This window comes from Legionella cincinnatiensis (assembly GCF_900452415.1).
Taxonomy (GTDB): Bacteria; Pseudomonadota; Gammaproteobacteria; order Legionellales; family Legionellaceae; genus Legionella; species Legionella cincinnatiensis.
Window position 1 is genome coordinate 1,663,844 of sequence record NZ_UGNX01000001.1, and the last position, 17,226, is coordinate 1,681,069.

Below are 17,226 nucleotides of genomic sequence, written 5' to 3' on the forward strand. Positions count from 1 at the left end.
GTGTTTTAGATATGTTTAACAATGTTGGTATTACATAATTTTGACTGAGATTGCAGCGAATAGTCAAGGTTGGTGCCTTTTGGGAGCATTGGATAGTATAACCTGAAGCAGCCATTGTCCCAGGATTAGTTGTTATTTTATTGTTAATGGCGTAGGGCACAGCTACAACAAATAGAATAATAAAAATAAAATATTTTTTCATACTATGTATTATATTAGAGTTAGGCTTTGTTGACAATTTATCCAAAAATAACCTTTATTTATTAAGAGCGAAATTAGATGTGCTACATTTAATACATCAATGGTGATTAAGCTGTATACTACATACTTGTGCCGTGTAGTCTCATCAGCTAACATGAGTTAATAGTCACTAAAGGATTGTTTTTAATGATTAATTTCCGATATTTTTTATTTTTTGTTTTTATATTTTGTTCCTTACAGGGCTATTCGAACATGACTGAAAAGCAAAATAAGGCTTTTCGGAGTTTTTGGCATCCCACTTTCTTGGGTGAGCGTTTAGATTATTGTACTGCTGATGGTAAAGAATGTGGTAAATTGGTCGCTGATCGTTATTGTCGAATGTTGGGTTATAAGTATGCGAGTCAAAATGAAATCGCTTATAACATTGGTTTAACACATTACATCTCAAGTGGTTCAAGCTGTAAAGGTTGGCGCTGTAATGGTTTTATGACTATTGCTTGCGTTACTGACTTATCACATACCCCACCAAAATCATATCATTATCGAGAAAAACGTTTTGCTGATCCCCGTTATAATGCTTATCGAGTCGATTGGTGTTACGACCAAAAGCATGGTTGTGGTAAGCGTGCTGCGAACTCTTTTTGTAATCGAATGGGTTTTATACGTGCTAAATCTTTTGTTAAAGAAACTCAGGTAGGTGCTACTAAAACGATAGGGAGTGAAGAGTTATGTTTTGGTAACCTGTGCAATGCGTTTAAAACGATAGTGTGTTATCGATAATTTAATTATTGAGAATTTCCTACTATATTAATTATAAGAGAAAGAGAGAGGATGTAAAAGGTAACGCTTAGGATAAGTTTATGAGTATTAGTGACAAGGTTTATATCATTGATAATAATAGAAGTCGGGGTGAAAAACTACGCACTATACTTGATTTTATCGGTGAATCAACTGAAGTTAGCATGTATGATAAATGGCAGGTTTTTGCTGAGCCAAATCCGGATATAATTATTCTTGGTGCAAGCGAATCACTTGAAGAAACTTTGCATGAACTTGATGCATTAGTAAATAAATTTGCCAGAACTCCCATCATAATTATTGGTCAACAGTTAAATAATACACAATGTATCTTGCGAAATGTCGTTTCTTGTCAACCCTTTCCATTTAGTTATGGGCAAATAATGGAAGCATTACACCAATGTAAAATTGCCCAAGAAGCAATAAAGCCTATAACTATCTCTGGTGACAGCAATCCTTTATTTCGAAGTTTAGTAGGGAATAGTTTGAGTATTCGCACTGTGCGCAGGTTAATTGAACAAGTAGCAGATACGGAGGCCAGTGTTTTGGTTTTAGGAGAGTCAGGGACTGGAAAAGAGGTAGTTGCGCGTAATATACATGCATTTTCATCACGCGCAAACAAGCCTTTTATACCTATTAATTGTGGTGCTATTCCTGGAGAGCTCCTTGAAAGTGAATTATTTGGTCATGAAAAGGGCGCATTTACTGGTGCAATTACTTCAAGGCAAGGAAGATTTGAACTAGCCAATAGTGGTACTTTATTTCTTGATGAAATAGGTGATATGCCTTTACCTATGCAAGTTAAATTGTTACGTGTATTGCAAGAACGCTGTTTTGAGCGAGTTGGCTCTAATAAGAGTATTGATGTGAATGTAAGAATTATAGCCGCGACCCATAGGAATTTAGAAGAAGCAATCAAAGAAGGAAAATTTAGAGAAGATTTATTTTATAGACTAAATGTGTTTCCTATTGAAATGCCACCATTAAGAGAAAGGACAGAAGATATCCCACTTTTATTTAATGAATTAATTGCACGTATTGAAAGTGAAAACAGACCAATTGTTCATCTAATGCCTGATGCAATGGCTGCTTTGTCAGAGTATAGTTGGCCTGGTAATATTAGAGAGTTAGCTAATTTAGTGGAGCGATTAACCATTTTGTATCCTAAGGGTATTTTGAGCAAGGAAGATCTACCGCAAAAAATACGCAGTGAATATAAGCCTGTCTATTTTGATTTAGATGCATCAGGTTCTGAACGAGAAGCTTTATTGCGAGTAATAAGCCAGGCAACGGTTTCAAGTACAGAAGGTATCGATTTAAAAGAACATTTAGTAAAAACTGAGTTAGCTCTTATTAGCCAAGCATTAAATGAATCAGATTGGGTTGTTGCTCATGCAGCAAATTATTTGAATATGCGACGCACCACTTTAGTAGAAAAAATGAGAAAATATGGCCTTACTCGTCCTGAGTAAATTTGCAGCCACGACCCGTTTTGGCATATTCAAGCATGCGTTTTTGAAAGAGAGCAGCTCTCCGCTTTTGCGCAGAGATACAATATACGGAGCATACGTAGCTCTGTGCGTATTGTGGGGAGCGATTTCCGTTCAAAATAGGTTAAATAGGGCCTTTCTTTGATAGAAAATAACCTAATTATGAAAAAGTCAACCAGCTATTACGTGGCAAGCAATCCAGCGATAAGCGCTTGATCGCTTGTGAGCTAATAGCATATTAATGAAAAACAAAACAATTATTATTTTTTGCTATCATCTTTTATTGGTGCATCGACAGCTTGTTCTTCTGGATTAGGTGTTTCTTCTTGAAGAGGTTTATTTTCAATTATTACTTCTTCTTTTATAGGTTGTGCCTCTTGAACAGGCTTACTTTCAGTTTTTACCTCTTCTTTTGGAGGCTGTGTCTCTTGAACAGGTTGTGTCTTTGCTTGTTCACTTTCTCCTGCTGGTTGTGCTCTACTTTCTTTATAAGATTGGACAATCTCTCCTACACTTTTTTTGATGTCCGTATATAGTTTGCTTGTTATTGAAGCTAATTCCTTGAGATCAGGTAATTTTGATTTAAAGTCGCTCATAACTCACTCCACTCTGTAATATAAGTTAATTATATACCATTATCCCAATTTCAACAGTTCAATCATTTACTGTGTTAATTTCCTGAATTTTAAAAATTTTCTAATTGTGATTAACCCCAAGGATGCATTAATCGCATTGCTGGTTTAAGAAGTTTACTTGCCAGAAATGTTTTGGGAGGAACAGTAAGTTTAAACGCCTTATAGGTTGAGATTTTCTCTAAGAGATAATCATCACTTGTACATAACTTATCAATGAGTTTTAGATCAAAAGCGTCTTTTGCCAACCAATGTTCACCAGTCGATACTTTATCAATATCCAGTTGATCACGATTAGCAGCCACGTAATTTCTGAATGCAGCATGTATTTTCTCTAAGTCATCCTGAGCTTTTTCTCTACCTTTCTCAGTATTTTCTCCAAAAAGTGTTAATGTTCGCTTGTATTCGCCGGCAGTTAACAATTCTACATCGATATCATGTTTTTTTAGCCAGCGATGAAAATTTGGTATTTGCGCTACAACACCTATAGACCCAATGATTGCAAAAGGAGCGGCAATAACTTGATTCGCAACGCAGGCCATGAGATAACCACCGCTAGCAGCCATTTTATCAATACTTACGGTTAGAGGAATATTTTTATCGCGAATACGTTGTAATTGTGAAGCAGCTAACCCATAACTATTCACTATTCCACCAGGGCTATCTAAACGAACCAGAACTTCATCTCGGGAGGTTGCAGTACAAAGTATCGCATTTATTTCTTCTCGAAGTTGTTCCACTTGTGACGCTTTGATATCTCCATGAAAATCAACGACATACAAAGTGGGTTGCTCTTCATTTTTATGCTTTTTTTTCTTTGGAATTTTTTTACCAAGAACTTCTTTATTCATCATCGATGCGATATGGTCATAGTGTTCATTCAAAGAAGTGATTTCTAACTTATGTTTCGGTTTGCGGCTAATAGAAAAAAAGCCAGCGAACACTACCAAAATTGCAATGACAATAGTTATAGATTTTAAAAGGAACATACCATATTGACTCAAAAATTCCATTATTAACCCTTCAAATGAAATAAAAACAAATTATGTCGATCAATGGGTTAGTTCGCAAGTGTATAATTTAATTTATAGCCTAAAAATCTAAATCTCCTATGGGTAATGAGCACAAACCAAACTTATTTGTCTCAAAAAAAAGAGAAAAGGAAAGTCTATATCATTGTCCAGGGCCTTTCTCAAAGAATAGCGCGAGTTTAAAATGAATATCCCCTGTCTTTAATTTACGCACGCTTGTGGAATGGTTAGCAAAGAACTGCTTTCAGAGCCCTCTTGCACTTAGTTTCTTTTGGGGGACAGTTATTGTGAGCCAATGCGCGAACCTGTTGTTGAGCCTATAAGTTAACGTGAGTTTCGGATAAAAGATCTATTGAGATCCTGCCTCCATCTTGAACCGTTCGAGCTGAGGAGGCATTCATGCCGTCTCGTAAGGCTTCGAGACAGCGCGATGCGCTTCCTCAGCCCGAACGGATCAAACTAAAACCACGTTCTCTTATCCGAAACTCACGTTAAGTTAATAAAGCCTTAATTTTTTTTGGTTAAAATATGGTCTTTTATTTCAATAATTAAACTATTTGATGTCGAGATCATTAAGGATACCGCGTGAATAAAACTCTAACTTTGTCTCTTTTTATCATTTTTCAATTATTCTGTTTTCAAGCAAACGCACAAAAAGTAATTAAACTCAGTCCCAACGAAACCAAGTTACTAGCAAATAATACTCTTTGGACATTAAATGCCACCTGTGTTGTGCAAGGTGCTCATCAAAATAACAATAAAATTAAAATTAATGTAATAAAAAATAGTGGTACTATTAATGGTAAAAAACTATCTACTGGCCAAGGAACCTTAATTCAGGTTAAAACTCACAGTACTGTATCCGTAAGCGCAGAGTCAGGAACACAAATCAATCTTATCAATTTAGGCTCAGATGAGTTGGAGGCTGTTTGTTCTACCTAAACAGAATTAGTATTTCTGATTTTTGAATTCTCTATTTGTTCTCCAGCTCTTTTTTGCATCTCTTTAAAAAAGAGTTGATAACCAACACAATCACTCTGCTTCACCAAACCATTGTTACTTGCTTTAGCGAGTCGGTTGCACTGATCTATAACTGGATCTAAATTCGTTCTCGCTAATTTTTGATAATAGTTATCAATTTTCTCATTCTCCATAACACTTTCTGCCAATTCGCCGAATTCTTTTGCTCTAGGATCGCCAGCCAGTCCCGCTTGATTGTCATCACTTTTTTCACTTAGATCATGTATTGATCGAATAAGAGCTAATTTATTGATTGGATATGTAGGGGAGGTGGGATGAAAAAAACTCAAGCCAGTTGGGGTAACAGCTCTTTCATTATCAATGGTAGTAAAAATCAATTTATCTCCATCATCACGTACAATCATATTTGCAAGTTTGGTATCTGATTGTTTACCGATGATATGATCCGTTATGAGGGTCTCCTCTAATCCCACAGCTTGTTTTTTCTTTAATTCATCTGTTTTCCCTTGACGAACAAACTCCTCAACATCTTGGGTATTATCAAATTTGCGGGATAAGGTATGGTACTGAAAACCATTTCTGTTTTTTGTTTGCATGATTAAACATTCAGGTTGTTCTTTTCGAATTTCATGAAGTGCATTGGAAATCATTAATTCTTTTACTATATCCTCACGAGAATGCGCTCCTTTTTTAACGTACATCTGTCCAGTTTCTTTATGTCTCACATAGGAGGATGAAAGGGTCCCATGAATTGGTTTACCTATTTCTTCAAATTCTGATGGTGCTTTAACGAGATCCTCACAATGAGTTATTCCCTCTTTAGTTTTGATTGCATGTTCTCTTTGTATTTCATTCATTAACTTATGAGTCATATAACCAGCAGTTACAAGAGAGATACCTTTTAATAGTTTACTGAACATATTTTCATACACCATTTTAAATAGAAATTCTAATCACACAATCATTGTAGAGGAACTTGTGTTAGTTTACATCAACCTATATTGTTAATATTTTTTAATAATCTTCAAAATAAGGAAGCATTGATTTTTTTGTATTCTGTATGCTAAGGTAAGTAAATGGACAAATATCGCTCGCTTGTCATGTTGCTCCTTATGAGTGCTCTCCTTATTGCATCACTCAAGTTGCCAACATGCCCAAAACAAAGTGTAGGTTCGCCTGCGCTTCTTTCTTTTGCAGTAACACCTTGTTCGCCACAACAGGTTGTGAGCAACGGCTGTTTTTCTGCGCCTTATTGGCTGCAAGACGAATTTTATGTGACATCCAAATTAATAGTACAATGCCTTATTGGGCTGTTAAGTTTTTTACTTGTTTTTTCAAAATATAACTCTCCATTGGATGAAATTTATCGTCCTCCTATTTGATTCTATTTTATTTTTAAATTTAAAAAATAATTTTTAAGGAATCAAAATGAAAAAACTAATTTTGTCTTTATTGATGACATTTTTCTCCTATTCTATTTTTGCATCGGGTATTGGTGCTAATCCTGCTGATACTATGATGTTTATACAAAATCATAGTCCGATTTTTTATCTGGCTATGTTTTTCGGCTTAGGTGTCTTACTGGCATTTACTCCTTGTGTCTTACCTATGGTGCCTATTCTATCCAGTATCATCACAGGCCAAGGTGCGAGTACCGGATCTCGAGCGTTTAAATTGTCTTTAGGATATGTTCTGGGAATGGCCGTTACCTATGCAATAGCAGGGATGTTGGCAGCATGGTTAGGCTCAACGGTCCAAACGCTAATGCAACAGCCAATGATTATCGGAAGTTTCAGCTTTTTATTTATATTGATGGCCTTATGGTTGTTGGGTGTTTTTGAGTTTCGATTTCCGGTATTTGCACGGTTTACTCCTCGTCGCTCACGACAACATGGAATTCTCTCTGCAACCTTAATGGGCGTTCTCTCTACATTAGTCGTATCACCCTGCGTCACAGCACCTTTAATTGGGATCCTAACCTATATTGCTCAGAGCAATCATGTTTTCCAAGGTGGCTTATTGTTATTTGTTTTAGCTTTGGGAATGGGATTGCCTTTGTTGATTGTAGGCGCTGGATACGGTCGCTTTTTACCTGGTTCAGGACCTTGGATGGTGCGTATTAAACAAGTATTTGCCATCATGATGTTTGCTATGGCGGTTTGGTTATTAAGCCGTGTTGTACCACCGTTTTGGATTGATTTGCTGTGGATGATTGTTTTGCTCATGAACGCTTGGGTTTTTGGCGCTTTTCGTCAGGAGCAAGGCCTAGTTGGACGGTTGATGCAAGCTATAGCTTTATTCTCCATAATGGGGGCAGGGGCTTTAATGTATCAAACATTTACACCTACCCCTGTAATTCAATCGGTTTCGCGTTCCCCATTTATTGAGGTACATACTCTTGATGAAGTTAATGCTAAATTAGCTGAAGCCAGGGCAAATAATGAGCGCGTTTTTATTGAGTTTTATGCTGGATGGTGCAGTGACTGCCAAGCTATGGATAAGCATGTTTTTAATCAGGCCGCAGTTATTAATGCGATGCAAGGTTCTGTAAATCTTCGTGTTGATATCAGCGAAAAGACAGATGAAGTAGCTAAGATTCGTCAAGTGTTTCATATTTATGGTATCCCAACCATGCTCTTTTATGATCAGCAAGGGCAACAGCTTACTGATTTGAGTTCTGTTGGACAGATATCTAAAGAAAAGACCTTGCAATTGTTAGCACAATTCCGAAAATAAATTAATGTGAGCTTGGGATAAGAAAGTGAATCATTAGCATGGCTCGTTCGAGCTGAGGAGGCGCAAAGCGGTCTCGAAGCTTTATACCAGGCCTTCGAGACGGGGCATTTTGCCCCTCCTCAGACTGAACGATTCTAAATAGTGACTGGATCCCTATTTTTAAATTTCGTGGGGATGGGGCAGCTTGTGCAAGCGGGACTCATATGGATGGAGGCGCAATGCTTAGAAATGGATTCGTTAAAAGTAATTACTGCTACTTAATAAACGTGCATTTTGTTCAAAAGGATCTGGATCCTCTCCATTTATTTTGACTGCATACATGCCCATTGCTAAAAGTGGCGATGACTCAGAATAGGAAGGCGATAATGAATGGGGCTTTTTGATGGAGTAAGAGTAATGTGTTTCATCAGAAATCTCGACTTCTAGGGTAATATTATTCTCGTTATTTTTCATTAGAACGGTTCTAATTCCAGAGGATATAAGTTTGTTTTTGAACGCTTCATTTTTCAATATAGCGGTTGCAAAGCAGTGATAAACATTATTTAAGTTCGATGCGCGAGTATTATTTAGAGAGTTTTTAATGTATTTTTCTTCGAACTTTCCTGTGCAATGCTCGTCATTATTTCCTTTTTGTTCATATTCTATAGTAATATTATGAACATCTCGTTTTAGCATATCCTTGCAATAAGAAAGATGTCTTGCGCAGTAATCCGCAAAATAAGGATCTATTTTTGTTGTATCAGCATTTATCTTTTTTATTGCTTCTAATCTTTTGGTAGGGATGATGATTATTTCTTTAATATCAGATGTATTATCCATGTGAAAGATTTTTTTTAGTTGGGGTTTGGTAAGAAAGTTTTGTATTTCTTCGACGTGATTATTATTTTCTATTTCCTTGCTAACGGTTCTGCACGAAAAATTAAGCGCTAAATTCTCTTTAGTGATGGAGTGCTCCAGCTCTTGAATTTGATACTGATTCGGAAACTCTTTATTAATATAGTTTTTTATCTTATCTAGGGAAGTAGTTATTAAGTCATTGGGATTTGATTTTTTGTTGTTTGTGAATATGATAGATATCTTCATGAATTATATCCTTATTTATTTGTTCTTTTGAAAAGGCTAGCGCGTGGATTCTTTTAATTCATCGCATTAGAACTTGCACTTTGGTGGAAAATTTTTAATTATACTCATTAAACTTTAAATTGCGAGTTCTATAGAAACTGATAGTTTTATCGAATGTTGAAATGATTCGTTGCCACTATCAATCAAACCTACAAAAAGGAGAGTCAAATGTCGGCCAATACCATTAAACCTCTTGTAACAGCAACGGCAATGAATACAGGTGGCCGAAACGGCCATTCGGAAACCACTGATCACTCTGTGAGTGTCAACCTTTCTGTTCCAAAGGCAATGGGAGGCCCTGGTTTACCCAATACAACAACACCCGAACACCTTTTTGCTGCAGGTTATGCGGCATGTTTTGGGGGTGCATTAGAATTCGTGGCCAGCCAACACAAGAAAAATGTGGCAGATACGACTGTAACATGCCATGTTTCTGTTGGACCTCGTGAGGCAGGAGGATTTGGCATCGCTGTCAAAATGAATGTCAATATTCCATCGCTATCCACTGCAGAGGCTCAGGAACTTGTCCAGGAAACTCACGAAAAAATTTGTCCTTACAGCCATGCTACACGTGGTAATATAGATTTTGAATTGGATGTTAAGGGTAAATAATATGGTGATAACTGAGCGAATAGTTACCATTCGCTCAGTTTTATGGGTGAAGCTATTAACAAACAGGGCTCGCTGAAATATGCCAATAAGCAGACAAGGCGATTTTCTCATTTCTTAATTGGGCTTCCTCAGGGAAGAAAAGGGCATTAAACTGATAAACATCTCCAAGGTTATATTCATGTGCTGTGTAAAATCGAGCTGCATAGCTGTCTGCGGAATCCTCATCGAATTGCTTTCCACTGGTAGGGCGTAAGTAAGGGGGAATGGTTGTATGCCCAAACATTTGATGTCCCCACTCATGTGCCATTACAAATGCAATAACACTAATGGGTTGCTCTAATAATTTTTTACTGACAATAATCGAGTCAGGGAAAGATATTGCGGGCGATGAGCCTGTACTTTCTTCAATAATCACATTAAAACCGGTTTTGCTAAACGCCATTAATTGTGAAACAACAAGATTTAAATTTTTAAGTCCAGCTGTATTACAGGGGCACTTTAATAGAATTTTATTATATGGTGATTTCCCTGAGTTTGAAAAAAAACCTAGATTCATATTTGTTCTCCTTGTGTCTTTACTTTCCATTTCTTCAAAGTACAAGATCGTTATACTTTTTGCAATATATTTTTAAGTAAATATTAGATTGACTTGGGTTCATTTGTAGTACATCTTATTCTTATGTTTTTCTATCGAGTCAAAATGTGAACATCAAAGAACTGTTTAACTGGCTTCAATGTGATGAAGAGACGCTTTATCTTTCCGATAAAGTTTTGTCTCGAGAGCTTGTTGATCTGGAGCTAAATCAAGCAGAAAGAACGCATCAAATACTGCTTAGAGAGGTACATGCTGCTAGATACGGTGGTGGGGTCGCAACTGAGAAAATTAATGCATTAGAAAAACATAATTTATTTGTGAAATACCTTAAGTTCTGCAGCCAACAATTTTCAGAAAATTCTTTGTTGCCCATTACATTAAAATATTTATTGTCTCAAGCTCAAAAAGAACAACCCCAAATTCAGTTATCAGCTAAAGTGAACCAATTGTTTTTGATTTTACTTCAGGAAAATCAAGAAAGTACACTCGAATTTTATAAAGAAAATAAAGAATTGTTTAAAGATCATCCTGAAGTTCAAGAAAAAGTAGAGCTTGTATTATACAAGAAAAAAATTGATGAAGATGTTGAAACAGTTAAAAGAAATTTGTTGAATTTAAATAAGTTATTATCGCATCAAAAAAATCCTTTAGGAATTGTGGGATTATTCAGGCAATATATAGGTGATACAGAACAGTTTGCCGCATTAATACTTTGGTTATTACATCGCGGAGTTGGTGCTCAAAAAACATTACAAACCTACTTGCTTCATGATTTTCTTAAGTATCATTTCTTTACCTTACATGATAAGGATAATGAAATTGTTCGATTATATGCTTTGCTTGAGTGTTTTCCCCAAACGAAGGCTTTGCTGGAGATAGCGAAGAAAACGGCTAGTGATGAACGAGGGCTACAGCAATATTCGCTTAATGGTGTGTTTCAAGAACAAAAACTTCAAACAATTTTCCCACACCAAAATCCACTCCAATTTTCACAAGGAGTAAAGAATTTTTTAAGCCTGCATCAATTTTTTGGACTCCCTTTTTTAATTGAAGCGGTAATTCACTCGAGTGAATATACTAATCCTAAATGGCAAGAAACATTAAAACAGGCACTAAATAAGCCACAGGTCATTATTGCAGAACTTGCAGGAATTATTCATTTAATTGCATCTAAATATTCTCCATCAGTCTTAAAAGATTTGGCTGATCTGATTGATGATACTACTGCCCAAGAACTATTGTCTCATAGTGAAGGAGCCGTGTTATATTTAATACCTTATAAGCCTAAATTGTTTGATGCAATCAACGAAAAAAATAGTACGGAGCTTATTCAGCAATTTTCTAAAAAACATCCTGATGACTCAGGAATCGTTTACCAATTGACTGCTTTATTCATAGTTTTTTTGAGAAAAAAACATCCTGCAACATCATTAGTATTTCAAGCACTAATTGATAATCTGATACGATACCCACATCTACTTGAAGATGAAGAATTGCTAAGGCAGTTAAACAAATACTCAGAGAGTGGACGTTTACTATTCCAGCGTTATGAAGTAATTGCAAAGCAATTCAATGATTGTATTTTCGAACAAACATCAGAATCATCATTTAATAGTCGCAATTATCAAATTATCGAGGATTGCTGGTTTGAGGCGACGCGAAAATTTAATGCACTTGCTCTTATCAAGCCACAGACGAAATTTAATCTTGGTAATAAATATGCGTTTCAAGCAAAAATTGCTCAAATTGCATTTCTTCATCATGGAAGACAGTTTGATTTAAATGCCTTTATTGAAGCACTGTCGTTGCCTCCTATAACTTCGGACGCAGTGAGTGAATATGAACGAATACTTATTGAAATTCTTGCGACTATAGATAATGAATTACTGAGAATGCAGGTTATTAAAAAATTAGAAACTCATCCTGTAGAACGACTAGATTGGATGAAAAAAGAATATGAAGGTAAAACTGTTTTTCTCAAGGCAGCAAAATACGGTAATCTCGGTTTAATTAAGCTTTTTGAGGATGAACTTGCTCCAGAGCTCTTTAATAAAGCAATCCTAATTGCAGCCAAAGAAAATCAATGGAGCACGGTAGATTATCTTACGCGACTTGATAAAGTGCTTTTAAGCGAAAATGAAATAGAGACAATTGTACGTTTTGCTGCTCAGCAAGGGCAAGTTAACATCATAGAATATCTTTATAATACTTATGATTACGTACCATCTACTGATGAAATTGCTACAATTCTTAAGCAGGCTATAATTAATAATCACTTGAATGTGGTGACCTATTTCTATCAATCTACTTTTGCTTTGCCTAAGCAATCAGTAATTAATAGCCTATTTAATTTGGCAATAGAAGCGGAAGCCATTGACGTTATCCCATTTATTGCTGAAGCTGAAGAAAATAAACCTACATTATCTAATGTTGAAAAAGCATTTGAACAAGCGACTCTTAATCAAAAAACGAAAATAATACAAACTCTTTGCAATTTATCGGGTAATACCCCACGCCCTGTAGTAATAGAGCGAGCGTTTATAAAAGCCTGTCAGCTAAATCTTTTCGCAGCGGTTCAGTGCTTTTATGATTCACCCAAAAAATTAATATCTCAATCTACATTCCAAAATGCATTTGAACAAGCCATTATTAACAGGCATACGGATTTAGTCATTTACTTTTGCAACTCATTAACTAACCCCCCGGATCAATCTATGATTGAGCAAGGGGTTATAAGTGCTGCAAAAACAGGAAATCTTCGTTTAATTGAGTATTTTTGTTCGATGAGCTCTTCTAATAAACCAAGTCGGCATGCTATTACCCAAGCTTTATATCAGGCGATTAATCATGGCCATACAGAAGTGTTTACCTTTTTATGTTGCAATCCAATGAATCCGCCAGGCAAATCATCTCTAAAGGAATCATTTCTTCTTGCTGTTAAAAAAGGAAGAAAAGAAATTGTTGAATATCTGTGTGTGAATAAAATGGAAGCACTTGATCAATCCACTATTAAAAATGCACTTATATTAGCGGTTAAATTTCAGCAACCGAAAATTGTTCGATATTTATGTGAAATAAATGCCCCAGAACATAATGCAGTAAGAATGGCTCTGAATAAAGCAATTGGAAGTAAGCAGGAGGAGCTTATTGATTATTTAAGAGAGCGACTAAAAAATAATACAACTCATCAGACCAAAATGGAACCTGCACGTGGCGCTCATCATGAGGTTAACGCACCGTTAATCAATCATGGTCTGTTTAAAGTAAGCAATACAAGTCCAACAGGTGAGTCCTACCAATCCATTGACTGTGGCATAATGCTTAATAAATGATGGTTCGTTTCCTTATAACCAATTTATATGATGTTTGCTGTTTTGGGTGGCTCTATATGCTCATCCACAGTCGCTATCCTATTCGTTAAGTTTTGAGTGTTCTTCATGAAACCATTACTACTTAGTTGTTTTATTTCTATAGAGCAGATCTCACCCGGTTTATGGCCATGATTGTATTTATCAAGAACAGACTCCGATGTATTTTTCTCCGGAGCAGGCTTTTCTATCTTAGATTCTTTAGATTTTGCGGATGGTTCCTGAAGCAGCTTATCAATGTGAGTCAGCACTTTATCGGAACCATGAATAAGGTCTTGTTGTTCTTTATAAATAGTGTACTGCAGCTTATAGATAGATGCTCGTTGTTCTCCAAATACCATATAGCTTTGTTTTCTAGTTTGATAATGGTAAAAGGCGAGGGCTCCAGCCAATATTAACCCTACTCCCAGGGCGGCACTTACTCCTATAGGACCTGTAGCAACAATAAGCGCGGATAAACTAGTACCCATAATTGTAGCAGCGATACCCAAGCCTAAGCCTGTGATACCTAATAAACCAGAGTAAGTGCATAAAAAACTGCCAACTGAACTTAATGCAGCAAGTATTTTATCTTTTCTAGTTACATAATCTGCGGCATTTTTTTCATTACCTTTTACAAGTATTGGTTTTTGAATAGATTTTGTTAATTCCTTTTTCATCGATGTCAGTTCTTTCTGGTCCTCAGCAGTTAATGATTGTTGTGAAGAGAGATGCGTGATTCTCTTTCTAATGCTGTGTAAGAATGCTTGTTCCGCTTGTAATTCTTCAAGCTCTTCAGCAGCATTTTTTTCAGATTGATTTTTTTTATAGTTTGCATACATGATGGCGCTAAATCCAAGGATAGAAATAACAGCAAAGGCAATATTCAAGCCTAAGCCCACTGCTGCACTTGCTCCTGCCAATAATCCAGTATACGCAAACGATTCGGTTAATTCGGCTATAGATGCGGAAGGGCAAAAAGTTTCTAAAACTGCTGACCAGAAACTTTTATTTTTCAAGTTTCCTATGTGTTTTTGTCGCAGGCTTAAAGCCTTATCAATATGACTTTTTGTATAACCAGGTGCTGATTCAAGTAGTAAAAGCTTTTTATAGATCAGATCATCCTTTAATTTAGCGGCAATAATGAGTGGTATTTCACCTTCGTTATTAGGGACGTTGAGTAACGCCAATGCTTTACTTTCAGAATTTTTAAGTATCGTTAATTTATCGCTACGATCTTTATCAGTCCATTTTGCTTTTCTTTTTCTATCTTTTGCTGCTTGCGATATTTCAAGCATTTCATACACAATATTAAAATAACCTTGTTGTACTGCCAGGTGTAAGGCACTGTTGCCTTTCTTATTGGGTAGTGAAATATCTACTCCTTTAGCAAGTAGGTTTTTGACGAAACTTAAAGAACCTTGCTGGACCGCAAGGTGTAAAAGAGTATTGCCTTGCTCATCAACTTCATTAATTTGATTTTTGCTGCATAGCTCAATTGCTTTTTTAAAGCGTTCTTTATTGTTCTCTAAAAGGGCTTTTTTAGCTACTTCAATCATATTGATTTTCCATATTTGAATAAGGAGTAGGTGACACATTATAACAAGTGAAAATTAAGTAAAGATTAGAATCTTACTACTGATTGGAATAGGGTATGTAATAATTTATAAAAGAAGTGGACAAGATAGTCTTACTTGTCCATTTCTTTAAGAGCAAATTACTAAATTAACGTGAGTTATGGATAAAGATATAATTATAACGATTCTCTATCACGACCCATTCGAGCTGAGACGGCGCTAGTGCGCCTCCTCAGCCCGAACGGGTCGAAGTGTAATAACCCGATCTCTTATCCATCATTGACGTTAAATTAAATGGACACGATTGCTCATAAAGTATTTTTATAATGTGGTTGTCTAATAATTTGAAGCATTTGATGGTCTGATGTAATTTAAATGCTCATGTCATCAAGCTATACTTAAAACAATTAATCGAATTGATTTGATGATGGCACGAATTCTGGTTTTACAACATTCTCCTTATGAACCTTTAGGTATTATTATTCATACCTTAAAGAGGATGAAGTTGCGTATCCGTTATGTCAATTTTGCCAGAGATCCTCATCAACGAGTGAATATGAATCGTTATCATGGTGTTGTTGTCTTAGGTGGTGCTATGCATCCTAATGAGCTGGATTTGTACCCCCATCTAATTCATGAAATAGAATTGTTGCAAGTAGCCCTCACTAAAGAAATCCCAATACTCGGCATTTGTTTAGGCTCTCAATTGTTGAATATAGCTTTGGGTGGTCGCTGTTATGCTTTAGACAAACCTGAGTTTGGATGGATACAAGTCGATAAATGTGGTGAGCATGAATTATTTGGGTTGTTTGATCGGTCAATTCATGTTTTTCAATGGCATCAATTTGCAAGTCAGACTGCTACCGGTGTTGATGTTCTTTTAAAAAACAAACAATGCGTGCAAGCATTTTGTTATCGTAATAGTATAGGACTCCAATTTCATTTGGAAGTCGATGCTCATTTGGTGCGGCGGTGGTTAGAACATCCAGACTATTTAGAGCATCTGCGTCGCCATTTACAACCAGAAGATATTCAAAGCATCCACTTAGACAGCAAATACTATTTACCTAAGTCAATGGTACTTGCGAAACTATTTTTTACCGATTTTTGTCGCTTATTTAATAAGAAAGCATACGCACTGTCGTCACATACAGCGGGTAGAGACTTATTCTAAATCTTTTTAAGAATTGTTGGTTCCTAATGACCAATCCTCTATTACATTCTTAATTTTGCTGTTTCACTCTTTTCATAATCTTGAATTATCTCTTTTAGCTCGCCATGAATGGCTCTTCCCGAACCTTTTATTTTCTGTATTTCTATTTTGTATTCAGAGCTTTTTTCAAGATTTTTAGGATCTTTTAAATTTTGAGAAAATACGTCTTTGAGTGATGTTTTTTCATTTTTTAATTCTTTAAGCATTGCTTGGGCAAGAAGATAATTTTCTTTACGACTATTTCCTCGCGATTCTTTAAAGGCCAGAAATCCATGTTCAAAATCAATTTCACCTCCCTTTTTGTGAGATTCAATGCGCGCAATATATTTTTCAAGCTTTTCTATAAAAGGTTGCTTTTCCTTAGCTAACTTAAATTCTTCTATTTTTTTGGTTATTTCTTGGCATTCTTCAGTATTTTGTTGAATCTTTTTATCCATTTTCAAAAAATGTTTATCAGCTTTCTCCTTAAGATCCTTATATAAAGGAGAAATAGGGTCATAGAGAACCTCTAGATTTCTTTGTTTTTTATTATAATTGCTTACTAATGACCTATATTCCTCCTCTTTCTTAGTGAGTAAATTCTCTAGCTGTTTTATGTGTTCGGCTAGATCTTGCGCAGTTGCAGTTGTTTTTCTCTTGACCATATCGTACACCATTGATATCAATACTGCTGTATTATAATTATATGCAATATTGATCCAAGTTGTATTTATATTGGTCATCTGAAAATGAGTATGAGTACCATTAAGTTAACGTGAGTTATGGATAAGGATATAATTATAACGATTCTCTATCACGATCCGTTCGGGCTGAGGAAGCGCGTAGCGCTGTCTCGAAGCCTTAGCACGAATTTTTAAGATCTGTGTTCAGGCTTCGAGACGGCATACATGC

General features: G+C 35.9%; 15 protein-coding genes. 8 read left to right on the top strand and 7 right to left on the bottom strand.

The genetic code is table 11. The annotated features are described in order from the left end of the window. Positions 1-387: 387 nt before the first annotated feature. Positions 388-981 (top strand): hypothetical protein, encoded by a 594-nt coding sequence (locus DYH34_RS07405; RefSeq protein ID WP_058466236.1) that lies wholly within the window; start codon positions 388-390, stop codon positions 979-981. 80 nt (positions 982-1,061) lie between these two features. Then, the gene (locus tag DYH34_RS07410; protein WP_058466237.1) at positions 1,062-2,471 is read left to right on the top strand and encodes a sigma-54 dependent transcriptional regulator; all 1,410 of its coding nucleotides are present in this window, start codon (positions 1,062-1,064) and stop codon (positions 2,469-2,471) included. 278 nt (positions 2,472-2,749) lie between these two features. Here DYH34_RS07410 and DYH34_RS07415 read toward each other — a convergent pair whose 3' ends face one another. Beyond that, entirely contained in the window at positions 2,750-3,085 is a 336-nt protein-coding gene (locus DYH34_RS07415) for a hypothetical protein (protein ID WP_058466238.1), read from the bottom strand. A 110-nt stretch (positions 3,086-3,195) separates the two neighbouring features. After that, a complete protein-coding gene (gene sohB, locus DYH34_RS07420; RefSeq protein WP_058466239.1) occupies positions 3,196-4,134 on the bottom strand; it encodes a protease SohB in 939 nt (312 codons plus the stop codon). 603 nt (positions 4,135-4,737) lie between these two features. Between sohB and DYH34_RS07425 the strand changes: the two genes are divergently transcribed. Beyond that, the gene (locus DYH34_RS07425) at positions 4,738-5,094 is read left to right on the top strand and encodes a hypothetical protein (RefSeq protein WP_058466240.1); all 357 of its coding nucleotides are present in this window, start codon (positions 4,738-4,740) and stop codon (positions 5,092-5,094) included. On the opposite strand, the gene DYH34_RS07430 is transcribed toward DYH34_RS07425, so the two are convergent. After that, a complete protein-coding gene (locus DYH34_RS07430; protein ID WP_058466241.1) occupies positions 5,091-6,053 on the bottom strand; it encodes a hypothetical protein in 963 nt (320 codons plus the stop codon). The genes DYH34_RS07425 and DYH34_RS07430 overlap by 4 nt on opposite strands. Before the next feature lie 156 nt (positions 6,054-6,209). Between DYH34_RS07430 and DYH34_RS07435 the strand changes: the two genes are divergently transcribed. Together DYH34_RS07435 and dsbD are read left to right on the top strand one after the other, a co-directional pair. After that, entirely contained in the window at positions 6,210-6,515 is a 306-nt protein-coding gene (locus DYH34_RS07435) for a hypothetical protein (RefSeq protein WP_058466242.1), read from the top strand. A gap of 46 nt (positions 6,516-6,561) precedes the next feature. Further along, entirely contained in the window at positions 6,562-7,869 is a 1,308-nt protein-coding gene (dsbD, locus tag DYH34_RS07440; protein ID WP_058466243.1) for a protein-disulfide reductase DsbD, read from the top strand. Positions 7,870-8,106: 237 nt separating this feature from the next. Here dsbD and DYH34_RS07445 read toward each other — a convergent pair whose 3' ends face one another. Next, positions 8,107-8,952 carry a hypothetical protein gene (locus tag DYH34_RS07445; RefSeq protein ID WP_058466244.1) on the bottom strand — a complete coding sequence of 282 codons (846 nt, stop codon included), beginning with the start codon at positions 8,950-8,952 and terminating at the stop codon, positions 8,107-8,109. 207 nt (positions 8,953-9,159) lie between these two features. Between DYH34_RS07445 and DYH34_RS07450 the strand changes: the two genes are divergently transcribed. After that, positions 9,160-9,603 carry an organic hydroperoxide resistance protein gene (locus DYH34_RS07450; protein ID WP_058466245.1) on the top strand — a complete coding sequence of 148 codons (444 nt, stop codon included), beginning with the start codon at positions 9,160-9,162 and terminating at the stop codon, positions 9,601-9,603. A 55-nt stretch (positions 9,604-9,658) separates the two neighbouring features. Here DYH34_RS07450 and DYH34_RS07455 read toward each other — a convergent pair whose 3' ends face one another. Beyond that, a complete protein-coding gene (locus DYH34_RS07455; protein WP_058466246.1) occupies positions 9,659-10,159 on the bottom strand; it encodes a M48 family metalloprotease in 501 nt (166 codons plus the stop codon). Between the two features lie 146 nt (positions 10,160-10,305). On the opposite strand from DYH34_RS07455, the gene DYH34_RS07460 reads away from it, so the two are divergent. Next, positions 10,306-13,530: an ankyrin repeat domain-containing protein gene (locus DYH34_RS07460; protein ID WP_058466247.1), complete on the top strand. Its 3,225-nt coding sequence runs from the start codon at positions 10,306-10,308 to the stop codon at positions 13,528-13,530. 23 nt (positions 13,531-13,553) lie between these two features. Here the strand turns inward: DYH34_RS07460 and DYH34_RS07465 are convergent, their stop codons facing one another. Continuing rightward, positions 13,554-15,104: an ankyrin repeat domain-containing protein gene (locus DYH34_RS07465; protein ID WP_058466248.1), complete on the bottom strand. Its 1,551-nt coding sequence runs from the start codon at positions 15,102-15,104 to the stop codon at positions 13,554-13,556. Between the two features lie 442 nt (positions 15,105-15,546). Here DYH34_RS07465 and DYH34_RS07470 point away from each other — a divergent pair, with 442 nt between their 5' ends. Further along, a complete protein-coding gene (locus DYH34_RS07470) occupies positions 15,547-16,296 on the top strand; it encodes a type 1 glutamine amidotransferase (RefSeq protein ID WP_058466249.1) in 750 nt (249 codons plus the stop codon). Between the two features lie 41 nt (positions 16,297-16,337). Here DYH34_RS07470 and DYH34_RS18180 read toward each other — a convergent pair whose 3' ends face one another. Then, complete coding sequence (locus DYH34_RS18180) at positions 16,338-16,979, bottom strand: hypothetical protein (protein WP_065240120.1); 642 nt, start codon at positions 16,977-16,979, stop codon at positions 16,338-16,340. Positions 16,980-17,226 lie beyond the last annotated feature (247 nt).